Here is a 22,868-nt window from a genome sequence, read left to right as displayed (position 1 = left end):
CTATGTTTAAATCATATAGCTAATTGGGATAGATCCATGCAGCAACTCAGGAGCTTACACCCCCATGTCCCTGCCTCCCCTAGGGCCTACAGATCCAGGGATCGGACGCAAAGAGCGGGGCTCCTAACATTGCCAAGCGATCAGCATGCATCACTCTACGATTTGATCATCTGCTTCACAAGCTCCCGGTTCCGTTCCTTAAACACTTCATTATGGGAAGATACCATCGCGCTCTTATGCGCTTCCGGATCTATGTACCGCTTCGCGCTGTTAACCGCGTTGGCCGCATCCTGGAATGCGCCTGCAATCAGATGCAGCTTGCCGTCATAATGCAGGATATCCCCCGCTGCGTAAAGGCCTGGAATGGATGACTGACAATGGGCATTGCCTGCGATATAGAAGTCATCAACCCGGGAAATGTCCAGCTGGCTGTTCTCCAGCAGCGACATGTCACGCTCATATCCGTGGTTGATGATGACCTCATCCACAGGAAGCACGGTGACCTCTCCAGTCTCGCTGTTCGTTAGCTCCACACGCTCGATCATCTCATGATTATCCGAGGCCAGCAGTTTGGTAATCTCGGTGTGGAAGAAGCAGGTGACGGAGCTGTTCAGCAGCTGGTCAACCTGGGCTTCATGACCGCTGAGCGCATCCTTGCGGTAAGCAAGGTACACCTTCTTCGCCACCGGCTCGAGCTCGTTGGCCCAATCGACCGCCGAATTGCCGCCGCCGGATACAATGACCGTTTTGCCCTTGAAGTGCTGAAGCGACTTGACCGTATAGTTCAGATTGGAGACCTCGAAGCGATCCGCGCCATCAATCTGCAGCTTCTGCGGATTCAGAATACCGCCACCAACAGCCACAATGACGGTTCTGGACAGATGGATGCCTGAATTGGACGTATGAAGCTCAAACAATCCCTCTGCATTTCGGGAAATCGACTCCACCTTCTCATTCAGGAACACTTCCGGATTAAAAGTTAAGCCCTGTTGAACCATCTGCTCAATCAGCTTCGCACCGGGAATCGGCGTCTGCCCGCCAACATCCCAGATCATCTTTTCCGGATACACATGGACTTTGCCGCCCAGCATCGGCTGATATTCGATAATCTTGGTTTTCATCCCACGCAGGCCGCTGTAGAAAGCCGAATACAGTCCCGCTGGCCCACCGCCGATGACGGTTACGTCAAAAATCTCATTGCTCATCCATCTTCACTCCCGATCTATTATTCATGGCCTGTTCTCAGCCAATAACGTAAATGATTATCATTATCATTTAGTATACGTGCAATCTACTCCAATTACAATGTCGGATTTATGAAATATTCATCTTTTCCTCATCTTTAAAGCCTGATTTCTTTAGAAAAACAAGCTTAATCGTCCCCGCTTTCGTCAAAAAATGAACATAAATTATTTTTATTTCCTATATAAATTAATATTTTTTAAATTTATAATTAAGAAGTTTATTGACAAAAAGAAAGCCTGCGTTTAATATTATGGCTGATATTGAGAATCATTATCATGAATAAATACCCACCTTTGGAGGTGCTTTTCATATGACCCGCCTGAGTACCGACCGATTAAACGTCGGCTATGGTGAAAACCTCATATTGAACCGTCTTAATGTAGATATCCCCGACAAGAAGATCACAACGATCATCGGCTCGAACGGCTGCGGGAAATCGACCTTGCTGAAAGCGATCACCCGCATTATCCCGCATCAGGGCGGCTCCGTGGTACTGGATGGCGAAGACATTTTCAGGGTACATACGAAGCTGTTGGCCAAGAAGATGGCCATTCTGCCTCAGACGCCGGAAGGACCGGGCGGATTGACGGTAGGCGAGCTGGTATCCTACGGGCGCTTCCCTCATCAGCGGGGTTTCGGACGCCTGTCAAAGCAGGATATGGAGGTTATCGACTGGGCGCTTGAAGTAACAGGAACCCAGCAGTATAAATACCGTTCCGTGGATGCGCTGTCCGGTGGGCAGCGTCAGCGCGTGTGGATCGCCATGGCGCTGGCACAGGAAACGGAAATGATCTTTCTGGATGAGCCTACAACTTACCTGGATATGGCTCACCAGCTTGAGGTGCTTGAGCTTCTTCAGAAGCTGAACGAAGAGCAGCAACGGACGATCGTTATGGTTCTCCATGATATTAACCATGCGGCGCGATTTGCCGATTACATCATCGCCATGAAGAACGGCCAGATTGTAAAGACTGGATCAAGTGAAGAAGTCATTACTCACGACGTGCTTAGAAAGGTTTTCAATATTGATGCTGAGATCGGCCGTGACCCTCGGACAGGAAAGCCTGTATGCATCACTTATCATTTGCTAAAAGGAGAAGTAGAGGATAACCACCTACTTGAACAAGAGCCGGAAGTGGATATGGTTCTTGCCGCTGCTGGTCGTTAGTGCATGCGGGGCCCGCATATCGCCAAGGCGCTGGTCGGCTCGCGCAACCAGCTGTACATTCCGTCGCCATATTGATCGGCGGCTGGATGCTGCTTCTGGCTGACACCATCGGGCACAATCTGGCCGATCCTGACGGCATTGCTGCGGCATTATGGTCGCTTTGATCGGCGCTCCATACTTTGTGTATCTGCTGCTGAAGAAATAACGAGAAAGCCCCTATCCAGCATGTGCAACGGGATAGGGGCTGTTTATTTACTGCTACTGGATGCTTCCTGTTCTTACTTCCTTTCTTTGTTTGCCGCTTCCTCCAGGCGCCGAAATCGCTTCAGGTCCGACTTCCGAATCGGAAGCGGCTCGCGGCGCAGCAGTTTAACCACCGCTACGATCAGCAGCAGGAGCAGTACGGCGAACGGAAGCGCTGCAATCAGCGACGCGGTCTGGAGCGCCTCCAGGCCACCGGTATAAAGCAGCACCCCGGCAATCGCAGCCATCAGCGTGCCCCATACCAGCTTGATCAACATCGGGGGGTTCAGGCTGCCGAAGGTGGTCATGCTGGACAAAATATACGTTGCCGAATCCGCCGACGTGACCAGAAAGGTCAGAATCAGCAGGACAGACAGAATCGACGTTATTGTCGATAACGGCAGCTGATTGAACAGCTGGAACAAAGCCGAGGTCACATCCTCATGCACCGCATTGGCGATGCCTGCCCCGCCATGGAGATCATACCAGATGGCTGTGCCGCCGAATGCCGCAATCCACAGACAGGCAATGAACGGCGGTACAACCATGACGCCGACGATGAACTCGCGAATGGTCCGTCCCCGGGATACCCTGGCGATAAAGGCGCCTACATAAGGCGACCAGGCAATCGCCCACGCCCAGTAGAAGATCGTCCAGTCGCGCACCCAGGTTCCGCCTACATAAGGCTGCAGACGAAGGCTGTATTGCACAAAGTTTGTCACATAATCGCCGAGCGCCAGCGTAAAGGTCTCCAGAATAAAGACAGTAGGCCCCAGTATAAAGACAAACAGCAGAAATACAAGCGCCAGCCCCAGGTTCACATTGCTTAAATACCGGATGCCTTTATCCAGTCCCGTCGTGGAGGAGATCATATAGGCCACAAAAATAAACGCCAGAAGTCCGAGCTGAATCCATACGCTGTTGCCGATACCCATAATGGAGTTCAGACCACCGCTCATCTGCATGACACCGAGCCCGATGGAAGTCGCAATCCCCATCACCGTGGCGATGACCGCCAGGATGTCAATCGTGTTCCTCACCGCAGGCTTGTTCCCCGTCACAGGCTCAAGCGCCGTAGATACAAGCCCATTCTTCTCCTTGCGAAACTGCAGAAAAGCAATCACCAGCCCGACCAGCGCAAATACCGACCACTGGCTGATCCCCCAGTGAAAGAACGAATATCCCATCGCCAACCGTGCGGCTGACTCGGTCTGTGGCTCCACCCCGGAGAACGGTGTGGTGAAGAAATGGCTCATCGGCTCTGCAACCCCCCAGAACACCAGACCTACCCCAAAGCCCGCAGAGAACAGCATCCCGATCCAGGTAAAGAACGGATAATCGGGCTTCTGCTTATCGCCGCCGAGCCGGATGTTTCCGTATTTACTCGCCGCCACCCATATCAGAAAGATGATAATGACGAACACGGACAACAGATAGAACCAGCCGAAACTGCTTGTTGTGACATTGAATAAAAAGCTGGCGGTTGCGCCAAACGCGTTCGGCATCACGGCTCCTAATACGGCGAGAACCGCAATAATGATTGCAGCAACAGTAAACACCGTATTTTTCAGGAGATTCCCTTTCATATGTGTCACCCCAACCTGATCTGGTTTATCGTACTCTGTTCAGTATTTCTTTTTAAACCAAATTTGATGTACTTAATCGGTAAATTGGGGAAGCTGGGTTTCGAGACCCAAGTGCGGGGAACGGCTGAACATACGATAAAAGCCCGGACAGCAAAATCCGGGAACGCTCTCCCCTCTTCCGCTGTCCGGGCCATATTCATCACTTACTGTGCCAAGCGATTATTCCTTCACGAACGTTCTCGTGCTTCGTACCGTATCAATCGGCCGTACCATTCGCTCGATCTGCTCCCGCTTGGACTCCAGGAACGGAGGCAGCGACAGCTTCTCGCCAAGCGTCTCGTAAGGCTCATCGCCCATAAAGCCGGGGCCGTCCGTGGCGAACTCAAACAGAATCTGCGGCGCCACCCGGGTATACAAGGATTCGAAGAAGAAGCGATCCACATGTCCCGAATGACGGAAATTGAAGCTGTCCAGACGCTCGATCCAGTGCTCCAGTGCAGCGCGGTCCTCCACGCGGAAGGCTGCATGGTGAACCGTACCGAAGCCTTGGCGCGCCCGGGGAAGAACCGTGTTGTAATCAACGACAACCTGCGCGCCGTTTCCGCCTTCTCCGACCTCGAACAAATGCAGGGAGCCCGCCTGGTCAATCTCGGTGAACGCAAGCACCTTCTCCAACACTTCCTTGAACTGCGCAAAGTTCGAGACGCGGACAAAAATCGGACCTAGGCCGGTAATCGCATACTCCAGCGGAATCGGGCCATTCTGCCATGGTGTGCCCGATGCCACGCCCTCGTTCAGCTCATCAGAGATAAGCTGATACTCTTGATCGTCGAAATCGACAAACACCAGCACCTTTTTCCCGAATAGCTCTTGAATGCCTCTGTGTTTCACCTGCAGCCGGTCAAAGCGTTTAACCCAATAGTCCAGCGCCGCATCGGTTGGCACCCGGAATGACGTTCTATAAATCTCGTCCGTGCCATGCATGCCCTTCGGAATTCCCGGAAAGTCGAAAAACGTCATGTCCGTCCCGGCACTTCCCTTGTCATCGGCAAAAAACAAATGATAGGTCCGGATATCGTCCTGATTCACCGTTTTCTTCACGAGGCGCATGCCCAGTACATAGGTGAAGAACTCGTAGTTCTTCTCCGCGCTGCTCGTAATGGCTGTAACGTGATGTATCCCTTTTAATTGATTCATGATTGAAGCCCTCCATCTCCAAATATATAGGAAGTCTGGTTAACGACAAGTTCCTTCCGGCTCCCTCATTTAATTTTAAATAATAATTCTTAATTTAAAGATAATACTATAGTATTTCATGTGATTCGTCAATAGTGTGAAAAAGGCAATCTATAGCCTTTATCCCCAAAGCGACGTTCAAAGCCTTCCCTTAATCAGCATGCAGCATACATATCGATATTTTAAACAAAACAAAAAGAAGAATACCAACGAACAGGCATGGCATTCTTCTTTTGGGTTCAGATCACTCGTTTGTTAAGACGAGCAGCGAACTATATCTTCAATATTGGCGGTAATTTTATATTGTCCCCGTAGAGGTTTGTAGCCGAGCTGACTGTTAATTCTCAGAATAGGCTCATTTAAAGAGTCATTGTCAGTGCGGATGTACACAGCCCCCCGCTGCTTGGCGAGCTGTATCGCTTTCAGCTTCAATGCCAGCCCAATCCCTTGGCCCCGGTACTTCCTGCTAACGCCAGTATACTCATGATACATCCCCTTGGTACTCGGATTATACAGCACGTTAGTAACGCCAATATACCGGTCACGATCTGCTGCAATGAGCACCTGATCCGGAGCGTAACCATCGACTTCCAGAAGCCATGTTCTCCATTCCCTAATCGGAGGCACCTCCTCATGAAAGCCTGGAATATCAACAAGTGTCTCTTTATATAGCTCATACAGCTTTTCTTCATTCTGAGGGGTGAACTCATCTTTCAGGGTTGTAAATCTCAGTCCGCGCCCTTCCAGCTTTCGAAATAGCTCCACTCCGCCAAAGCTGCTCCTATCGAAATGCTCCATTGGTAAGACAGATTGGTATGTATGCCGCTCTACAGTGAATCCTTGATGTCTGGCAAAGCGCAACGAGTCCTCACAATCGTCCCATATCTCTGACACCAGCCTCTTCGCGCCTAGACCCTGGCTCCAAAGGGCCGCATGCCTAGCCAAGAGCTGACCGACTCCTTGTCGGCGATAAGATTTCATCACAATTAACGTATTGTTGATCTGCCCAGGCTCAGTCCAAGGAGCACGCCACGATAACAAATAACCAACAATTTCACCCGCCGCTGTTACGGCTACCCTACGAGTCCGATCATAGCCTGCAAGCAGTCCATCCGCATTCAGGTAGGTGTGGCCCTCGGTATACATCTTAGCATCGTCTTCCATCAGCCGCTCTGCCGTCGTCGGCTCAGGCCAATAACTGTTTAACAGCCGTGCAATCCCCTCGTAATCCTCCGGGAGCTGCAGCGGCCGGATTGTACTGGTCACTACAGGTGACCCCCCTCCCCAGTCGCTATACTCCGTCATTATGGCATGCTCATATATGGATGGGTAGGGAAAAATTGTTTATAACCAATCTATCCGCCAACTTGATACAGAAACAGCAGCCCCTAGACTTCTATTAGCCGACCCTGCACAATAAGACGGTGGGTGGCTTCATACAGCGGATCACATGTTATAAGCGTAATGATCGATTCATCCGGCGACCCTTCCAATACAGTCACATCCGTCGGCTCGACCACCGAAATATGGTGAACGCTATACGTCAACTCACGCCCGTCGGTTCTAATGATAATCTGATCCCCATAAGTGACTTCATTCAAACGATTAAAAAGCCGACCGGTTTTGTGTGCTCGGTGTGCAGCGATTGCGCCATTGCCCGCTTCTCCTAAGGGGGCCGTGCCCGTTAAATGTGCAGCTGCATTCTTCAGGTTGGCCTGGGTTGCCCCTTCCAAAATCGGAAGCTCCACGTTAATCTTATCGATCACAATAATTCCGATCAGATCTCCTTCTTCAATCTCTCCGGCCTCCGGTGCCTCCGAAGCACTCTCACCGGCCTCCAAAATGTGAGACAACTGCTGATAGTTACGGGTCAAATCCCCGTTAGGCGTCCGGGATTCTCTCGTTTGGGCAGCTGCTTGTTTCGCCTCCTCAAGCAGCGCTTGTTGCTGTCTGTCATGGTACCAATCCCGAAGCACAGGGAACAGAAGAATGGCAATACCCGCCAAAATAAGTACATAGGAGAGAATTTTTTTCAATGGTGCTCCTCCTTGTCATTGCATAGACTCTAGGCGCTTTCGTTGTACGTATAATGTTAAAATCCCCTTCCCTCAGAAGCAAGACCCAAGGGAAGGGGAATTCACAATTATGAACGTTTTAGACGCAGGCGTCTTAGGAAAAGACCCGCTATGATCAGCGCGAAGCCTGCCAATTGAAGCGGAAGCGGGCTGCGCTCTCCCGTCTTAGGCAACATAGGAGGGTTATTGCCCTCAGCTGCCATACCTCCTTCAGAGGCCTTCTGACCGGTGGCTTGGTTGTCAGTAGCAAGCCCGCCTCCTAAATCATTGGTCTCCGAACCAGGAAGTAAAGCTTCATCCGTTCCATCAGCTGCGCCCTCATCCATCTCTGGTGTATCCGGAGTCGTTCCCGGGGTGCTCGGGTCCGTGCCCGGTGTATTCGGAGTTGTTCCCGGCGTACTCGGATTCGTGTCCGGTGTATCCGGAGTCGTTCCCGGCGTACTCGGATTCGTGCCCGGTGTATCCGGAGTTGTTCCCGGCGTACTTGGGTTCGTGCCCGGTGTATCCGGAGTTGTTCCCGGCGTACTCGGATTCGTGCCCGGGGTGCCTGGATCAGTTCCCGGTTCTTCCGGGTCAGTTCCCGGTTCTTCCGGGTCGGTTCCCGGTTCTTCCGGGACAGACACTTTAGCGTTCGTTATAGTGATCTTTTTGACGCCGCCGGTATTTCTGACGTCAGCGTCAATCTTAATAAGTAATTCGTTCACATCAAGAGTGTAGCCATCCGGTGCTATAGTCTCTTTCATCATATAATCGCCATACCGGAGCTTGGTGAACAGTGCCTTGCCTTCCGCGTCTGTCGTTAATTCCACATCCGGCCGCAGGCCCGCGGCATCCTTCAGAACGAAGGTTGCCCCTTCCAATACTATAGAAGAGTCCTCACTGTCCACCTTAAGGATCTCAAGGTCGGCTCGAACCCCGGAACCTGAACCGGAACCTGAGGATAAACGAACCTCAAACTCCTCAACAGCATCCGTTTCACCAGCTGTAATGCCCGATCCCATAAAGCTGACTGTATTGCTGACTTTATCACGGTCCTTCGCATCAATCAGTGTTTCATATTCCAGAATAAACGGCCGTTCAATCGGTTGGAGAAAGCTCAGCTCGAAACTTTCGGCATCTCCATAAATGAACGTAAGCTCATAATCTTGATCTCTCTCTAGCGTGGTACCGGTCTTAATGATGGAACCATCCGCTCTGACTTCGGTCTCGTACAGTTGGAAGGAATCTTCAACCAGTACAAGGTTGCTTGAAGGCATGTCCACAATCTTGGCTTCTTCCACGTAGGATTGACCCCGATTGATGTAAACCTCCCATTCGATCTTCTCACCATTCTGAGTCCCCGTCTTGGCAACATACTCTCCGCCCTGCGGAATTTCCGCCTGGCTGTTCCAGCGGTGAAGCGGGTTAGCTCCATTCAGGAATACAGCTTGGTTAGATATCTGCTTCTCTGTTACCTCTCCATCAAGCGTCGTGCTGAACACGATTTGGAACGGATAATCGACCGCTCCCGCAAACTCCAACCGCAGCTCATTGCCGTTGCTTGCAGATGGCGGAGTGAACGTATATTGAGACGAATCGATCTCATCTCCCCGCTCCGTTCCATTGGCACTACCGGTCAGAATCATGCGGTACACGCGCAGTGAATCTTCCTTAAACTTCTGATTATGCAGCAATTGATCTGTAATCACTGGAGCTGCTACCGGCTTTTTGTTGTAATTCGCTCTGATCGTCCAGGTAATTTCCTTCGTGGTCGCATCATATCTGCCGTTCTTGTCGCCATTGTTTCTTGTCAAAGCGTCCGGCGAGAAGTCAATGGTTCTGGCTGCCGCTTTATTAGCGCCCGCCACCTCCCAGGTAATATCCGCATGATTGCGGAAGCTTCCCCCAGACGACAGGTCATCATAATTAAACGCTGTCGTGTAAGTCAAGACGTATTCGCTATCGATCGGATTGTGGAAGGAGAGGACAAATCCCTTTTTCACATCATCATCAATGGGGTCAAAATCGACTTCCGCTGGATCCATTTCCTGGCCATTTAACCTTACCGTATCCGGCAGCAACTCGAGCCCCGCACGAGTAAATGTATCCGTTAGTACAACATTATCCATGATCTTGCGGTCTTGGTTGATCCTAATCGTCCAGGATACCGTCTTTGCATTGTAATCCACATGTCCTCGTTCTTTAACCAGAACCAGGCTCTTCATCTCTTGCCGGGCTGTTCGGGTCACGTTATTGGCATACACGCTGTTGGTTACCGTTATATCCTCGATGACGCGATCCGAAGCCTGGGTCTGATATGTGATCACATAAGCGGAATCAACATCGCGCTTGAACTGCAGGTCAAAGCCGTGTTTACCGTCAACTGCGGCCACAAGGTTCAGCTCATAATCAGTGTTCTCGCTCAGAATCGTTCCCGTAGCCGCATCCTCTACTACCAGTGAACCATTAACCAGTTCCTGACTGGCGTCAAAACGGTCCTCAAGCCTTGCATCCTGCTGTGGAATCTCCTTCCCACGGAAATTGTAGCTAATCTCCCAATCAATTGTTCTTAATTCCTCGTTGTAAAGGCCAGCCTGCTTGGTCAATATTTCCCCGCGGTCTACCGGCACATTCGCATCGCCAATCGCATCTGCGATATTATCGCCTGACAGCGTAGCAATGTTGTGGAAGTTCGCTTCATCTCCCTTACCAATCGTCGTGGAATAGACAATCCGGTAAGCGGTGCTAACCGCCGAGTCGAAAGATATTTCGAAGCCAGTAGGATCAGAATCTACCGTAAATCCTGTGGTCACTTGATCCTTAGGCACCGCACTGCCATCCACATTAACCTGAAGGTTATAGACTTTAATGGAACCCGGTTCAAGCGTAAGCCCGGCCGGGACCGGGTCCGCTATCACAGCTCCTTCAATTGTCTCCAGCTTGGTGTTCACATCAATCGTCCAGTTGATGGTAGAGGGTCTTCCAGCTGCATCTTTAGCGACCTCACCGTTCTTGGCAATCAGTGAACCCCCGGTCGGCTTTACCTTCAGAACGGCTACCTGACTACCACCGCGAACAGGGAAAGTAATAGGGACATCCACGTCTCCCTTAACACTCTCCTTGCTCAGCTCTGTCTGAATTTGAACCATTCCCCGTACTTCGGAATTATCGACATGCTCATTAAATGTCATGACCACACGTCCATCGACAGATACCGAGAAGGTTCCGACATCATCCGGCCCGTCCGTTACCAGCGTTCCGGTGAAGGGGGTGTACAGTTTGAATTCCGCCGGAATATCAAACTCGAATGTAGAGCCGTTCGTATAACCGTGGTTATTCGGCAATTCCCATTCGAAGATTAGGACGGTATCCATCCCCAGCTCAATCCGCCCCACACCAGGGTTGTATACCGAATCTATGACTGTACCATTGTTGTCTTGAATACTAACTCTTGTCAGAATGCTCTCGGTGCTCTGAGTGTTAAACAATTGACCTGATCGTAACAGATCGTCTCCGTACACCGTATCGGTTACGGTAGCGCCAGCTCCGGGTGCCCCCCCAACAACATCGTCCGCGTTCTGGGCGTGTACTATCCCCCATCCCGATCCGAACATGCCATGCAGGAGCAGCAGGATAGCCAAAGTCAGCATCATCCCTTTTTTTCTCATACCTGAAATATCCACCCTCTTAGTATATTGATCCCTGTCCAAAGAACACTGGCTGTCTATAACATTAAGAAGAGAAGGGTATCTCAAACAATCATATAGTTGGGTTCTTTACAATTTCTCTACAAACCTAACATTCCTCGGAATCTGATTCTGGAAGCGTAGATAGCATCATCCCACGCTTTTGCTATACACTATAAAGACAAGCTGATGACAAGAAATGTGGTGACTTGGTGATTCCATGTTTAAAATTATGCTAATTGAGGATGATATCACGCTATACCATGAAATTAGAGACCGGCTGCAGCAGTGGTCCTACAACGTCTATGGCGTACAGGACTTCGGGAAGGTCATGCAGGAATTTGCTGACATTCAGCCCGATCTGGTCATCATCGATATCCAGCTGCCGAAGTTCGACGGCTTCCATTGGTGCAGAATGATCCGGGCCCATTCCAATGTGCCGATTATCTTTCTGTCCTCGCGGGACCATCCAACCGACATGGTGATGTCGATGCAGCTCGGGGCCGATGACTTCATTCAGAAGCCGTTCCATTTCGAGGTGCTGATTGCGAAGATCCAGGCCACCCTGCGCCGGGTGTACAACTATAATACAGAGCGAATCGATCTGCGAACCTGGCGCGGCGCCACCGTCGAATATGTGAAGAATACAATGACGAACGAAGCGGGCACTGTGGAGCTGACGAAGAACGAGATGTATATTCTGAAGATGCTCATCGAGCGCAAAAATCAGATTGTCCGCCGCGAAGAGCTCATTCAGAGCCTGTGGGATAACGAGCAGTTTGTCAGTGACAATACGCTGACCGTCAATGTGAACCGGCTGCGCAAGAAGCTGGAGTCCATCGGGCTGGCCTCGTTCATTGAAACGAAGGTCGGTCAAGGGTATATCGCCACGGAAGAGGCCGGCGAGCTATGATCAGGCAATATCTACGGGAGCGGCTCAGCTGGATCGGGTTGTTCCTGTTCCTGCAGCTGCTCGTGCTGTCCGTGGCCGCCATCGACATTTCGATCCCGCTTCGCTCCCTGCTGTATATCGTGTTTTTGTCAACGCTCGTGTTCATTGTGTTCCTGTTTGTCAGATACCAGAGGGAAACCCGGTTCTACAGACAACTGGCTGCCTGGGACGACACGTATGACCTGGGTGCACTTGCTCACCCTGAACGTCCGTTTGAGGAACTCGTCATGCAGGCTCTCCACCAGCAAACGAATCGCTATCGGCGGGAAGTATCAGGCTACAAGGCTGAGCTGGAGGGGGAGAAGGACGACCTGATGTCCTGGATTCATGAAGTGAAAACCCCGCTGACGACGATGCAGTTAATGATCGAGCGGCTGGAGGACCCCTCACTGAAGTCCAGACTGATGTACGAGTGGCTCCGTGTGCACCTGCTGCTGGATCAGCAGCTCCACCAGAAGCGGATCGCCTTTATCGAGAATGACTTGTTCATCGAGACAATCCCGCTTGCCCCCATCCTTTCCAAGGAGATCAAGTCCTTGCAGTCCTGGTGCCTTCAAAAAGGCATCGGTTTTGAACTCGACATCCCGGGCAGTGAGGTGCTGTCAGACGCCAAATGGCTTGGGTTTATCGTCCGGCAGCTGCTGACCAATGCGGTAAAATACAGTAGCGACGGCTCCGATATCTCCGTGACAAGCGGCTGGGATGACGAGGGCCATGTGCAGCTTCACGTCCGGGATTTCGGACGCGGGATTGACCCGAAGGATGTACCGCGGATTTATGACAAAGGCTTCACCTCGACCTCCATGCACAAGGATACCGCGTCGACCGGCATGGGACTCTATCTGGCCAGAAAAGCAGCCGATGCCCTCTCCATTCGGATCGAGGTTGCATCGAAGTTAGGAGCCGGAACGACCTTCACGCTGACCTTTCCCCGCAGCCAGGATGTGGTTCAGACGACAGGCATGTGACAACAATGTCACATGCCTTTATGCTTTTGTTCGTTCAATCGAAGGAAAACAAGGACCAGGCCGGGTTATGATAAGCTCAAGGAGTGATACACATGGCGATATTGGAAGCAACCCAAATTCATAAAAGCTACGGAAATAAATTCAACAAACAGGAGGTGTTGCGAGGAATCGACCTTCGCGTGGAGAAGGGCGAGTTTGTCAGCATTATGGGCGCATCCGGTTCCGGAAAGACCACACTGCTGAACGTGCTGTCCTCCATCGATAAGGTGAGCCTTGGCAGCATCAAGATCGAAGGAAAAGATTTTACCGGCATGAAGGAGAAGGAGCTGGCTGAATTTCGGAAGCAGCATCTGGGGTTTATTTTTCAGGATTACAACCTGCTCGACACGCTCACCGTGAAGGAAAATGTGCTGCTTCCTTTATCCATCATGAAGGTATCGAAGAAGGAAGCGGATCAGAAGTTCCAGCAGATCGCCTCCGAGCTTGGGATCTACGAGATCGCAAGCAAGTATCCGAATGAAATATCCGGCGGACAGAAGCAGCGTACCTCGGCCGCACGGGCGTTCATCCATGATCCGAGCATTATTTTTGCGGATGAGCCGACCGGAGCACTCGATTCCAAATCCGCTTCGGATCTCTTGAACAAGCTGAGCGAGCTGAACCGAAAGATCAACGCCACCATCATTATGGTCACGCATGATCCGGTGGCCGCCAGCTACTGCAGCCGGGTCGTGTTTATTAAAGACGGTCAAATCTACACCCAGCTGAACAAGGGCGAGGAAACGCGCCAGCACTTCTTCAACGATATTATCCGTACCCAGGGCGTATTGGGCGGTGTCCAGGCATGAATCTCAACTACATCATCTTCCGGAACTTGAAAAAGAATATAAAGAACTATTATCTCTACGTCTTTGCGTTGATCTTCAGCGTGGCGCTCTATTTCTCTTTTGTCACCCTGCAATATGACCCGGCTATGGAAGAGTACAAGGGCTCCATCAAAGGTGCCGCGGCGCTTGGAGCCTCGTCAGTGCTGTTGGTAGCCATCGTTGCCGTCTTTCTGCTGTATGCGAACACGATCTTTATTAAACGCCGCAGCAAGGAAATCGGCCTGTTTCAACTGATCGGCCTGACCAAGGGGCGGATCTTCCGAATCCTAAGCAGCGAGAATCTGATATTGTACTTCAGCTCCATACTGATCGGGATATTTCTGGGCTTCTCCTTTTCCAGACTGATTCTGATGATATTGTTCAAATTGGTCGGGCTGGAGGCACAGGCCACGCTCTCTTTCTCATCCGGCGCCCTGAGGCAGACACTGATTGTGTTCGGCTGCATCTATCTGCTCATTATGCTGATGAACTACATGTTCATTAAGGGGCAGAGCATTCTCTCCCTGTTCCGGGTCGTATCCACAGCGGAGATCAGGGTGAAAAGGATGTCCGTGCTGGAGATCCTCATCGGTCTGCTCGGCATGGTGATGATTCTGGCAGGATACTACGTGTCCTCCATCCTGTTCTCAGGTAAGCTTACAGGCACCACCGAGCTGTTCGCCACGATGATCTTCATTCTCGGCTCGGTCATTATCGGCACCTATTTGTTCTACAAGGGGTCGGTCAGCTTTATTTTTAATGCCATTCGCAAAAGCAAAGGCGGTTACCTGTCACTGAACCACGTATTATCCCTGTCGTCGATCATGTTCCGGATGAAATCGAACGCCCTGCTGCTCACCATCATTACGACCGTATCCGCGCTGGCCATCGGCCTGCTGTCGCTTAGCTATATTGCCTATTACTCAACAGAGCAGTCCGCTCGGCACAGCGTACCGAATCATTTCTCCTTACTGCTGCCCGAGGATGCGGCCAAGTTTACACAAGCGCTGAATGGGGAGAACATTGAATATACTGAGACGCGGCGGGACGTGATCCAGATCGAGGCTGACGTTGCCGGCATTGTAGGCTCAGATCTCGGGGAAGAATTCGGCAATACGATGATCCTCCCTGTCGTGAGCGACCATCAGGTGGAAGGGGTCGACGTATCCCCTGAAGAGACGCTGTTTACCGGCTCGAACAATGCCCTGAACCAGTTCATGTCACTGCGTTCCACAGGTCAGATCGAACTGAGGGGGCTGACCCTGTCCATTCCTCAACAACTGGTTGGAGTGGACAAGGACGCGGTCGTATCCCAGTATTTCTCGCTGGGTCTGCCCACCGCAATCGTGGACCAAAGCATCTATGCGCAGCTAGCTCAAGATCTGGACCCCAAGCTCCAGTCCAAAAGCTCCGTGTATATCGGGATCGATATTCCCGATGCTTCCATGCTGGGGAAGGCTGACGCGATATTTCATGACCTCGGCTTCTCGGAACAATCAGGTTACATGTCCCAGCCGGCGTTGATATTCGACCAGAAAAGCAGTATGGGGCTGATCATGTTCATCGTCGGTTTCCTGGGGCTGACCTTCCTCATAACTTCGGGCTGTATTCTATACTTCAAGCAAATGGACGAAGGCGAAGAGGAGAAACCGAACTATACCATTCTGCGAAAGCTCGGCTTTACCCAAGGCAATCTGCTGCGCGGCATTCAGATCAAGCAATTGTTCAACTTCGGTATCCCACTGATCGTCGGGCTGTTGCACAGCTACTTCGCCGTGAAGTCCGGCTGGTTCCTCTTCGGAACCGAGCTGTGGACGCCGATGGTAATCGTTATGCTGCTGTACACCGCGCTGTATTGGATCTTCGGCTTCCTGTCGGTGCTGTATTACAAACGATTGATTAAAGAATCGCTGTGATCCAATAGCTATAAGACGTGATCGGATCGATCGAGTATCGTGATCAATCCTGTCACGTCTTATTTATTCAAACCATTGGCCCAGCCTAAATGATGATATTTTCCTGTATTCACACAGGAGTTCTTTGTTCTGTGATGATGATCGCCATGCAGATGGCTACTTCGAGAAGGGGTTTCGTATGAGATTTGATTTTTTTAATGATACCGGTAGAGAGGTTCGAATTCACCCAGCCACTTTTGATAGTGGGTGTGAGGTAAATCCTGAGAAGATTCAACCTCTGAGACTCGGTCTTTTGCATGTTATTGTCGTATGACTTAATAAAAGAACCGGCTGCCGATAGATCTCGACAGCCAGTTCATTTCCTGATATTTATTTACTTACAGCTCTTAGATCCTGCCCACATATATACAGATCTCCAACCTGCCATACGCAAGATTTGCGAAAGACTGTTAGGAGAACTTCTCTCTATAATAAATAAGCCTCCTTCTTTTTTAGCAGGCCTATTATTTTATCTATCATCTGTTGTAAGCTAGGAAGCTTTTACATTGATAGGACATCCCTGATCCCTCACCTGCAAGTTTTATTGCCGAAAGCGAAGCTCCTATGACAAAATAAACCGATCGAAAAGATGCAGCCCGTACACCGCAATTACTCCCAGCGGTTCCCGGCAATCACGCGATTCGGCAGCTTATCGCCCATACGGAATTCAAAAGAAATACATTTTTCAGGTCTAAATATAACATTTAGGCATGCTGGTCCATCTAATCTTATAGAGGGCCCTCAAAAGGAGATGACAGTCGTGCACGATATGGAACTGGAAGTCAAGGGAGCACAGCGAGGGGATCGGGAAGCTTTCATCCGGCTCTTCCGGAGGCTGGAGCCCGAGTTGTACCGCTTGGCAAAGTCCATTGTAAGACGTGATGAAGATATTGCGGACGCATTTCAGGAAACGACACTGAAGGCGTATAAATCTTTGGCAACATTGCAAAAACCTAAGTATTTCAAAACCTGGGTAATCCGAATCTTGATCAATGAGTGCAATCAGCTGCTTCGGAATCGTGTTAAGACCGTAGCTATGGCTGAAGTGCCTGAAGCGTCAAGATCCGCTGGTTATTACGAAGACAGTCACAAGCTCGATCTTCATGAAGCGGTTGAGAGCTTGGACGAATCGCTGCGCATCGTGATTCATTTGTTTTATTTTCAGGACTTGCCCATCAAACAGATCTCAGGCGTATTGGATATTTCAGAGGGAGCGGTTCGAGCGCGCCTTCACAGAGCGCGTGGGATCCTGGCGGATCGGGTAAAGCATACTCGGGAGGGGAAGCTGTCTTATGAAACACATTGAACTGGATAAAGAACTCCGGGAAGCGGGAAAACAGCTGCATCCCAAGGTTCCCGATATGATTCGCCGCCGGCAGGATGAGGTTTATGCTTCCTTGGCTGAAATCCCGATGCAGACCAAGGCCGATCGAAAACACCGCTCTCGCAAAAAGATACGGAGAGTCGTTGGAGCCGTAGCCGCGGCTGCTTTCATTGGGGTGATGAGCAGCGCGTATCTATCCCCGGCCATGGCCGAATCGCTCAAGAGAATACCAGTGATCGGCAGTATTTTTAAACTAACCAACAACCTGGGATTACAAACGGCAGAAGAACGAGGTCTGGTAGCTATGACGGATACCAGGATTACCCATGAAGGGGTCACGCTTAGCATCCCGGAGGTCTCATATGATGGAATTCGCTTGTCCATGGCCGTGAAGCGGGAAGGTGAAGGATTGGCCCACGGGATGATGGATCATAACGAAAGCACATCAGCTAGAGGATCCATACGTGATGTTAATGTGCTTATCAACGGCCAAACCATGAATAACGAATCCAACGGGGGTAGGCTGGCATTGATCGGTAAGCCGACCTTGGATCCTCATGCTGTACTGTATGAACTGTTTGATTACTCCTACTTGAACGGTGGGAAAGCAGCCATCCCCGATCAGTTTCAATTAACGGCCAAGATCGCGCTTGAAGGAATTGCGGAGCCGTTTATTATGGAAATTCCTGTTCGCAAAAACAATGAACTTATTGTGATGCCTTCAGGAGAGACAAGGGAATGGGGCAGTCTCCGATTGACGCTCGAAGAGGTTACATTTACACCGATCACAACGGTAATCCGAATGAATATCGAGCGGACCGATTCAGCAAAAAGCCTCAACAGCGATAGCTTGCTCTATGAGATATGGGATGATCAGGGCCGGGTGCTCGGAATGGTAGGCGGTATGGGCGTCTACGAGGATAACAGCCAAAAGCATCAGCGAGATGAACTGCTGTTTGACCGCTTTGCAGACGCGCCGGCTCACATCACACTCAAAGCGTTTCTGCCCGAGTTCGAGGACCCTTCCGCAAATAGCGGTCCATATAAACTCGATGAGAATAGCGAGATTATCAAAACATACGTACAGGATCTAGAAATCACGGTACCTGTAGATCGGGCCAGCCTGAAAAAAATGTACGGCCAGCAGTAAATGCGGACGGAGACATCATCACCATTCGCAAGAAAGAAGAAAACAACCACGGAGGGTATTATGAAAAAAGCATATAAAGTTCTATCGACCGCTGCACTTGCAGCCATCATGCTGGGGGGAGCGGCTTGGAGCTACGTTGAAGCAGCTCCGGCCAAAACAGCAGTCCAAAACAAGGAGACCAAGAAAGCTTCCGCGATTGCCAGCACGACCCAAGGAGGGATTACCCTCAGCGCTACCAAGGCCATTCACGACGGCAACCTCATCCAAGTCAAACTTGTACGGAGCGGAAAAGAGTTCTCCGGCGAGATGACCGGGAAATATGATCCTGAGCTCGAAGAAGTGATCTATGCTGAAGGTTCCATCGATAATATGGAGATGCTGATCGACGGCAAGCCACTCCATAGCCTCGGCAGCAGCCATGCTAATAGACCGGACTTGCGTTGGAGCGCTGTAGGCGAAAACGCTGTCCTGATCTCATTAACCGACGCTTCTTGGCTTGGTGACAATATCAAAGCTTTGCCGGACAAGTTCACGCTCACCGCTAAGGTGCACTTGAAAGGTTCCAAAGAACCATTTAAGCTGAACATTCCGATCCAAAAGTCGGCAGAGAAACCGATTATGCTACAGCCGAATGTAACCAAAACATCGGGTAAAATGACCATGATGCTCAAGAAGGCATCTCTTACGTCCACTTCTTCCCGAGTACAGCTGATCTTGAAAGGATATATGAAAACCCGCGGAGAGTATCAAAGCATCTCTTACGATTTTGTGGATGACCAAGGAAACGAGCTGAAGATGCTCAGCGGAAAAGGCACGGATGAGAACAACAAGAATGACGACATGTACCATGACTTCATTCTGGAGGGACTGGATAAGAGCGCAAAGTCCATCACCGTGAAGCCATACAAGCCTGAGTTTAAAGAAGACAATTCCGGCCTATATAAATTGGACAGTGAGGGCAATGTCATCAAACATTATATTAAAGAGCTGGAGATGACAATTCCCGTAAAGTCATGATCTCGATTGAAAAAGTGCCCGTAAGATCTCCATCTTACGGGCACTTTCGTTCGTTCCGATTCGACCTCCTGTACGGAATAGAGGCATAGTCATAAGGCTGCTTACCTTCCCTTATGTTCTTGCCCTGGTTATTCTTCAGGCGCTCCAGCGGCCTCCCAGCGGCGGATCTCTTCACGGACCCTTGGCGCGACCTCGGTTCCAAGCAGCTCTATTGCGTTCATTACATCATCATGCGGCATCGTTCCGACAGGCACATGAAGCATGAAGCGGGTAATGCCGACATGCTTGCGGAGGTGGATGATCTTCTGGGCTACCAGTTCGGGATCCCCTACATAAAGTGCTCCCTCAAAGCTTCGTGCAGCGTCAAATCTGCCGCGATCATAATAGCCCCAGCCGCGCTCCCGCCCCAGCACATTCATACATACCTGGGTGGATGGGAAGAACTTGTCCGCAGCCGCCTCCGTTTCCGTCCCTACGAACCCGTGGGAGTGCGATGCGACAGACAGCTTCGCCGGATCATGGCCGGCATGCGCAGCCGCTTCCTTGTACAGCTTAACAAGAGGGGCAAACTGAAGCGGGCTTCCTCCAATGATCGCCAGCACCAGCGGCAATCCAAGCAATCCTGCACGAATGACCGATTCCGTGTTGCCCCCGCTGCCGATCCATACGGGCAGCGGTTGCTGAACCGGACGCGGATAGATGCCCAGGTTATGAATCGGCGGACGATGCTTGCCGGACCATGTGACCTTCTCCGACTCCCGGAGCTTCAAAAGCAGGTCCAGCTTTTCATCAAAAAGCTCGTCATAATCATTCAGATCATAGCCGAACAATGGGAAGGACTCAATAAACGAGCCGCGCCCTGCCATAATCTCTGCACGTCCGTTCGAAATAGCATCCAAGGTGGCAAAATCCTGAAACACACGGACCGGGTCATCCGATGACAGCACGGTAACCGCACTGGTTAAGCGAATATATTTGGTCATTGACGCTGCTGCTGCCAGCACCATCGCTGGAGAAGAGGCCGCATAATCCTTGCGATGATGTTCTCCTACTCCGTATACATCAAGTCCTACCTGATCGGCGAGGACGATCTCCTCTACAACCTCGCGAATTCGCTGATCGTGACTCATCACCTCTCCAGTCACGGGGTCCGGCCATGTCTCTACAAACGAACTGATTCCGATCTCCATCCTATTCCCTCCATTAATCATATCAAGTTGGTTATTGCATATCCTTCTAAAACTTTTAATATTATATATCTTTATATTGAACCTTTTGTGAACCACTTTCAAGTTTATTTATATCGTGTCACAACAATTGCCGATCCTTGCCGACAACGTGACAGCAACACTCGGACTTCCGATTGTCGAGCAGACATTACAACATCTTTTTAGAGCGATTAGATGGAAACATTCATCCAGTAGCGATCCTGCACTCTGACCAAGGGATGCATTACACGCATCCTAAAACTCGTCTTTTTATTGCTGATGAAGGATTTAAGCAGTCGATGTCGCGCAAAGGAAATTGCTGGGACAACGCCCCAATGGAATCATTCTTCGGTCGCTTGAAAGACGACGTTGATTTTAGCGACTGCCACACTATTGATGAAGTGAGAGTGCAAGTGAAGGAATACATAAGCTATTACAACTCAGAAAGATACCAGTGGACATTAATAAGGATGACCCTCGATGATTTCAGAGGTCATCTGCTTGCTAGCTACAGCTCTAGGCGGTTTATTTCAACTAGGTCACAGTTCACTCTGGCCTTGGTTGCTGTTTCTATGATTCTGTAATTATATTCTTATTTTAAGAGAAAACCATAAAATCCCAATAATTTATATTATTTACTCCAATGGTAATTTATATTATAATAGAAAATGAATTTATAGATTATATCTGCTTTAGACTTGGGAAGGAGGTTTTGTACGATAACGTTTAGTGTAATGTTCATTTGATTTTTTGGAAGCATCAGTTGATACCCCTATAGAACTAGTGGAAACAAAGCCACAATATTAAGAGTAGGAGATGAATTTTGTGAAAAAAATTGCTATTACCTTATTGCTTGTTCTAGTAACGCTTTCTTCTACCATCTCTTCCTACGCTGAAAAGGATACTTCTAGCGAACTTTCTGGATCAGGGATTGTTGTGTCTGTAGACAAGTTTAATGAACTTTATGGAACACCAGATAGTTCTCCTGATATACTCAAAAACCTTGAAAAAAACGCAGAAATAAAGATAGATAGTGTTGATCTTCATGAGAACAATCTTCGCTTAAATGCTAATATTAGCTATGGTAACCAAGAGTATGAAATGTTTGCTGAAGGATATCTTTATAATAGTTACAAAAGACAAGATTTTATTAATAGTGTTGTAGGGGATCTTAAGGATAGAAATGGTAACTTTGAAATACTTCTTTTTGATATATATAACGACTCTTCTCCCGATAAAGTTATTACAAGCCAAGAATACGAACAAACACCTCATTTAAAATTATATTTAACAGATAATAAAGGGAATATATTGTTGTTTGAATTAGACATACCAGAGAAGCTGAGAACAATTAGTATTGATAGTGATGAGAGAATTGCAACGGAAAAGGATTTTTTCTGGTTTATTAATGTAATTAAGCCTTTTGAGGATAAAGAAATTCCAACGAATGAGAAATTAATGAACCAACTTGGAGTTCAAAAATCAATAATTTCTCCAAATGCGGTGGGTTATTTCTCGGACTGGACCCACACCACAACATATTATAAGTCGTTCTATATCGGTTCTGATTATGTACAAGCATGGTCTCTACCCTATGGTTCGTGGAAGGCGCTTGATGTGAACAATCAATCAACGTGGACAAATAGTTTTAAGATTGCAGAGCATGTCACTATAAATGGAACCACTAATAGAAATGTAGATAATCCATTTCGTTATAGAAACGTGAAATTAAGCACAGGTGTTGGAGCAAAATCTACAATTGTTAACGCCATCGTAGATGGAAGACTTTCCGGCTATAGTACTGGATCATCACTCGTAATGAAAATTGCAGAAAAGGCATGGTCAACTGCACTTCCTGCCCTACCTTCAATAAGTGAAATTACAGGATGGATAAATGCGATCATAGATACAGGAACCAATAAGACTATAAAATTAGGGACTACTAATATTAAATTGAACTCTAATCCAACAGTTGTTGAAAGTGCTAATTCAGGGAATCATCAGATGTTTAAGTATACTGATATTTCTGGAGCTAACACTGGTCATCATTTATTATTGCAAACTACAGTTCAATATGAGAGTTCGACTGGAACTTCTGCAACAGCTAACGGCGTAATGAAAGCAAAATGGGATGTTTACTATGATGGATTATTGTATAATTCAAGTAGTAAAGATGTTAGTTTTAAATATAATGTTTCAAAATAAACTGC

17 protein-coding genes and 1 pseudogene are annotated in these 22,868 nt (G+C 49.2%); 11 read left to right on the top strand and 7 right to left on the bottom strand.

Features of this window, described 5'->3' with window-relative positions:
• Positions 1-155: 155 nt before the first annotated feature.
• Positions 156-1,205, bottom strand: coding sequence for an NAD(P)/FAD-dependent oxidoreductase (locus tag CHH75_RS22595; RefSeq protein ID WP_095399216.1), 1,050 nt, complete (start codon positions 1,203-1,205; stop codon positions 156-158).
• 350 nt (positions 1,206-1,555) lie between these two features.
• Between CHH75_RS22595 and CHH75_RS22590 the strand changes: the two genes are divergently transcribed.
• Entirely contained in the window at positions 1,556-2,413 is an 858-nt protein-coding gene (locus CHH75_RS22590) for an ABC transporter ATP-binding protein (protein ID WP_095399215.1), read from the top strand.
• 3 nt (positions 2,414-2,416) lie between these two features.
• Positions 2,417-2,618: pseudogene (locus CHH75_RS22585) on the top strand (iron chelate uptake ABC transporter family permease subunit); the annotation flags it as partial.
• 73 nt (positions 2,619-2,691) lie between these two features.
• Here CHH75_RS22585 and CHH75_RS22580 read toward each other — a convergent pair.
• The 5 genes from CHH75_RS22580 to CHH75_RS22560 all read right to left on the bottom strand — a co-directional run bounded on the left by CHH75_RS22580 (position 2,692) and on the right by CHH75_RS22560 (position 11,200).
• The gene (locus CHH75_RS22580; protein ID WP_095399214.1) at positions 2,692-4,242 is read right to left on the bottom strand and encodes a BCCT family transporter; all 1,551 of its coding nucleotides are present in this window, start codon (positions 4,240-4,242) and stop codon (positions 2,692-2,694) included.
• A 219-nt stretch (positions 4,243-4,461) separates the two neighbouring features.
• Positions 4,462-5,439: a ring-cleaving dioxygenase gene (locus tag CHH75_RS22575; protein WP_095399213.1), complete on the bottom strand. Its 978-nt coding sequence runs from the start codon at positions 5,437-5,439 to the stop codon at positions 4,462-4,464.
• A 294-nt stretch (positions 5,440-5,733) separates the two neighbouring features.
• Complete coding sequence (locus tag CHH75_RS22570; protein ID WP_176475641.1) at positions 5,734-6,744, bottom strand: GNAT family N-acetyltransferase; 1,011 nt, start codon at positions 6,742-6,744, stop codon at positions 5,734-5,736.
• A 122-nt stretch (positions 6,745-6,866) separates the two neighbouring features.
• Entirely contained in the window at positions 6,867-7,514 is a 648-nt protein-coding gene (locus tag CHH75_RS22565) for a class D sortase (protein WP_095399211.1), read from the bottom strand.
• Between the two features lie 107 nt (positions 7,515-7,621).
• Positions 7,622-11,200, bottom strand: coding sequence for a collagen binding domain-containing protein (locus CHH75_RS22560; protein WP_095399210.1), 3,579 nt, complete (start codon positions 11,198-11,200; stop codon positions 7,622-7,624).
• A gap of 238 nt (positions 11,201-11,438) precedes the next feature.
• On the opposite strand from CHH75_RS22560, the gene CHH75_RS22555 reads away from it, so the two are divergent.
• The 7 genes from CHH75_RS22555 (at position 11,439) to CHH75_RS22525 (ending at position 19,450) form a co-directional block, all read left to right on the top strand.
• Entirely contained in the window at positions 11,439-12,131 is a 693-nt protein-coding gene (locus CHH75_RS22555; protein ID WP_095399209.1) for a response regulator transcription factor, read from the top strand.
• A complete protein-coding gene (locus tag CHH75_RS22550; protein ID WP_095399208.1) occupies positions 12,128-13,138 on the top strand; it encodes a sensor histidine kinase in 1,011 nt (336 codons plus the stop codon). Before CHH75_RS22555 ends, CHH75_RS22550 begins: the two co-directional genes overlap by 4 nt.
• A 92-nt stretch (positions 13,139-13,230) precedes the next feature.
• Entirely contained in the window at positions 13,231-13,986 is a 756-nt protein-coding gene (locus CHH75_RS22545; RefSeq protein ID WP_095265096.1) for an ABC transporter ATP-binding protein, read from the top strand.
• Positions 13,983-15,920: an FtsX-like permease family protein gene (locus CHH75_RS22540; protein WP_095399207.1), complete on the top strand. Its 1,938-nt coding sequence runs from the start codon at positions 13,983-13,985 to the stop codon at positions 15,918-15,920. The genes CHH75_RS22545 and CHH75_RS22540 overlap by 4 nt, the downstream gene beginning before the upstream one ends.
• A gap of 808 nt (positions 15,921-16,728) precedes the next feature.
• Positions 16,729-17,265, top strand: a complete 537-nt coding sequence (locus CHH75_RS22535) for a sigma-70 family RNA polymerase sigma factor (RefSeq protein ID WP_445670836.1) — start codon at positions 16,729-16,731, stop codon at positions 17,263-17,265.
• Positions 17,252-18,433, top strand: coding sequence for a DUF4179 domain-containing protein (locus CHH75_RS22530; protein WP_095399205.1), 1,182 nt, complete (start codon positions 17,252-17,254; stop codon positions 18,431-18,433). Before CHH75_RS22535 ends, CHH75_RS22530 begins: the two co-directional genes overlap by 14 nt.
• A gap of 60 nt (positions 18,434-18,493) precedes the next feature.
• Complete coding sequence (locus CHH75_RS22525) at positions 18,494-19,450, top strand: DUF5643 domain-containing protein (protein ID WP_095399204.1); 957 nt, start codon at positions 18,494-18,496, stop codon at positions 19,448-19,450.
• Between the two features lie 128 nt (positions 19,451-19,578).
• Here the strand turns inward: CHH75_RS22525 and CHH75_RS22520 are convergent, their stop codons facing one another.
• Positions 19,579-20,640: an LLM class flavin-dependent oxidoreductase gene (locus tag CHH75_RS22520; protein WP_095399203.1), complete on the bottom strand. Its 1,062-nt coding sequence runs from the start codon at positions 20,638-20,640 to the stop codon at positions 19,579-19,581.
• A 173-nt stretch (positions 20,641-20,813) separates the two neighbouring features.
• On the opposite strand from CHH75_RS22520, the gene CHH75_RS25625 reads away from it, so the two are divergent.
• Positions 20,814-21,242, top strand: coding sequence for an integrase core domain-containing protein (locus CHH75_RS25625; RefSeq protein WP_095399202.1), 429 nt, complete (start codon positions 20,814-20,816; stop codon positions 21,240-21,242).
• Positions 21,243-21,474: 232 nt separating this feature from the next.
• On the top strand, positions 21,475-22,863 hold the full coding sequence (locus CHH75_RS22510) for a hypothetical protein (RefSeq protein ID WP_176475639.1): 1,389 nt from the start codon (positions 21,475-21,477) through the stop codon (positions 22,861-22,863).
• The last annotated feature ends 5 nt before the right edge of the window (positions 22,864-22,868 follow it).

Origin of the sequence: Paenibacillus sp. 7541, from assembly GCF_002276395.1 — a bacterium.
GTDB lineage: Bacteria > Bacillota > Bacilli > Paenibacillales > Paenibacillaceae > Paenibacillus_AQ > Paenibacillus_AQ campinasensis.
This window is presented reverse-complemented; position numbering and strand designations above follow the sequence as displayed.

What these genes read in the sequence shown, in the direction of transcription:
- CHH75_RS22595 (WP_095399216.1), bottom strand. Translation starts at nt 1,205, where the DNA reads ATGAGCAATGAGATTTTTGACGTAACCGTCATCGGCGGTGGGCCAGCG.
- CHH75_RS22590 (WP_095399215.1), top strand. Translation starts at nt 1,556, where the DNA reads ATGACCCGCCTGAGTACCGACCGATTAAACGTCGGCTATGGTGAAAAC.
- CHH75_RS22580 (WP_095399214.1), bottom strand. Translation starts at nt 4,242, where the DNA reads ATGAAAGGGAATCTCCTGAAAAATACGGTGTTTACTGTTGCTGCAATC.
- CHH75_RS22575 (WP_095399213.1), bottom strand. Translation starts at nt 5,439, where the DNA reads ATGAATCAATTAAAAGGGATACATCACGTTACAGCCATTACGAGCAGC.
- CHH75_RS22560 (WP_095399210.1), bottom strand. Translation starts at nt 11,200, where the DNA reads ATGAGAAAAAAAGGGATGATGCTGACTTTGGCTATCCTGCTGCTCCTG.
- CHH75_RS22555 (WP_095399209.1), top strand. Translation starts at nt 11,439, where the DNA reads ATGTTTAAAATTATGCTAATTGAGGATGATATCACGCTATACCATGAA.
- CHH75_RS22550 (WP_095399208.1), top strand. Translation starts at nt 12,128, where the DNA reads ATGATCAGGCAATATCTACGGGAGCGGCTCAGCTGGATCGGGTTGTTC.
- CHH75_RS22545 (WP_095265096.1), top strand. Translation starts at nt 13,231, where the DNA reads ATGGCGATATTGGAAGCAACCCAAATTCATAAAAGCTACGGAAATAAA.
- CHH75_RS22540 (WP_095399207.1), top strand. Translation starts at nt 13,983, where the DNA reads ATGAATCTCAACTACATCATCTTCCGGAACTTGAAAAAGAATATAAAG.
- CHH75_RS22535 (WP_445670836.1), top strand. Translation starts at nt 16,729, where the DNA reads ATGGAACTGGAAGTCAAGGGAGCACAGCGAGGGGATCGGGAAGCTTTC.
- CHH75_RS22530 (WP_095399205.1), top strand. Translation starts at nt 17,252, where the DNA reads ATGAAACACATTGAACTGGATAAAGAACTCCGGGAAGCGGGAAAACAG.
- CHH75_RS22525 (WP_095399204.1), top strand. Translation starts at nt 18,494, where the DNA reads ATGAAAAAAGCATATAAAGTTCTATCGACCGCTGCACTTGCAGCCATC.
- CHH75_RS22520 (WP_095399203.1), bottom strand. Translation starts at nt 20,640, where the DNA reads ATGGAGATCGGAATCAGTTCGTTTGTAGAGACATGGCCGGACCCCGTG.
- CHH75_RS22510 (WP_176475639.1), top strand. Translation starts at nt 21,475, where the DNA reads ATGAATTTTGTGAAAAAAATTGCTATTACCTTATTGCTTGTTCTAGTA.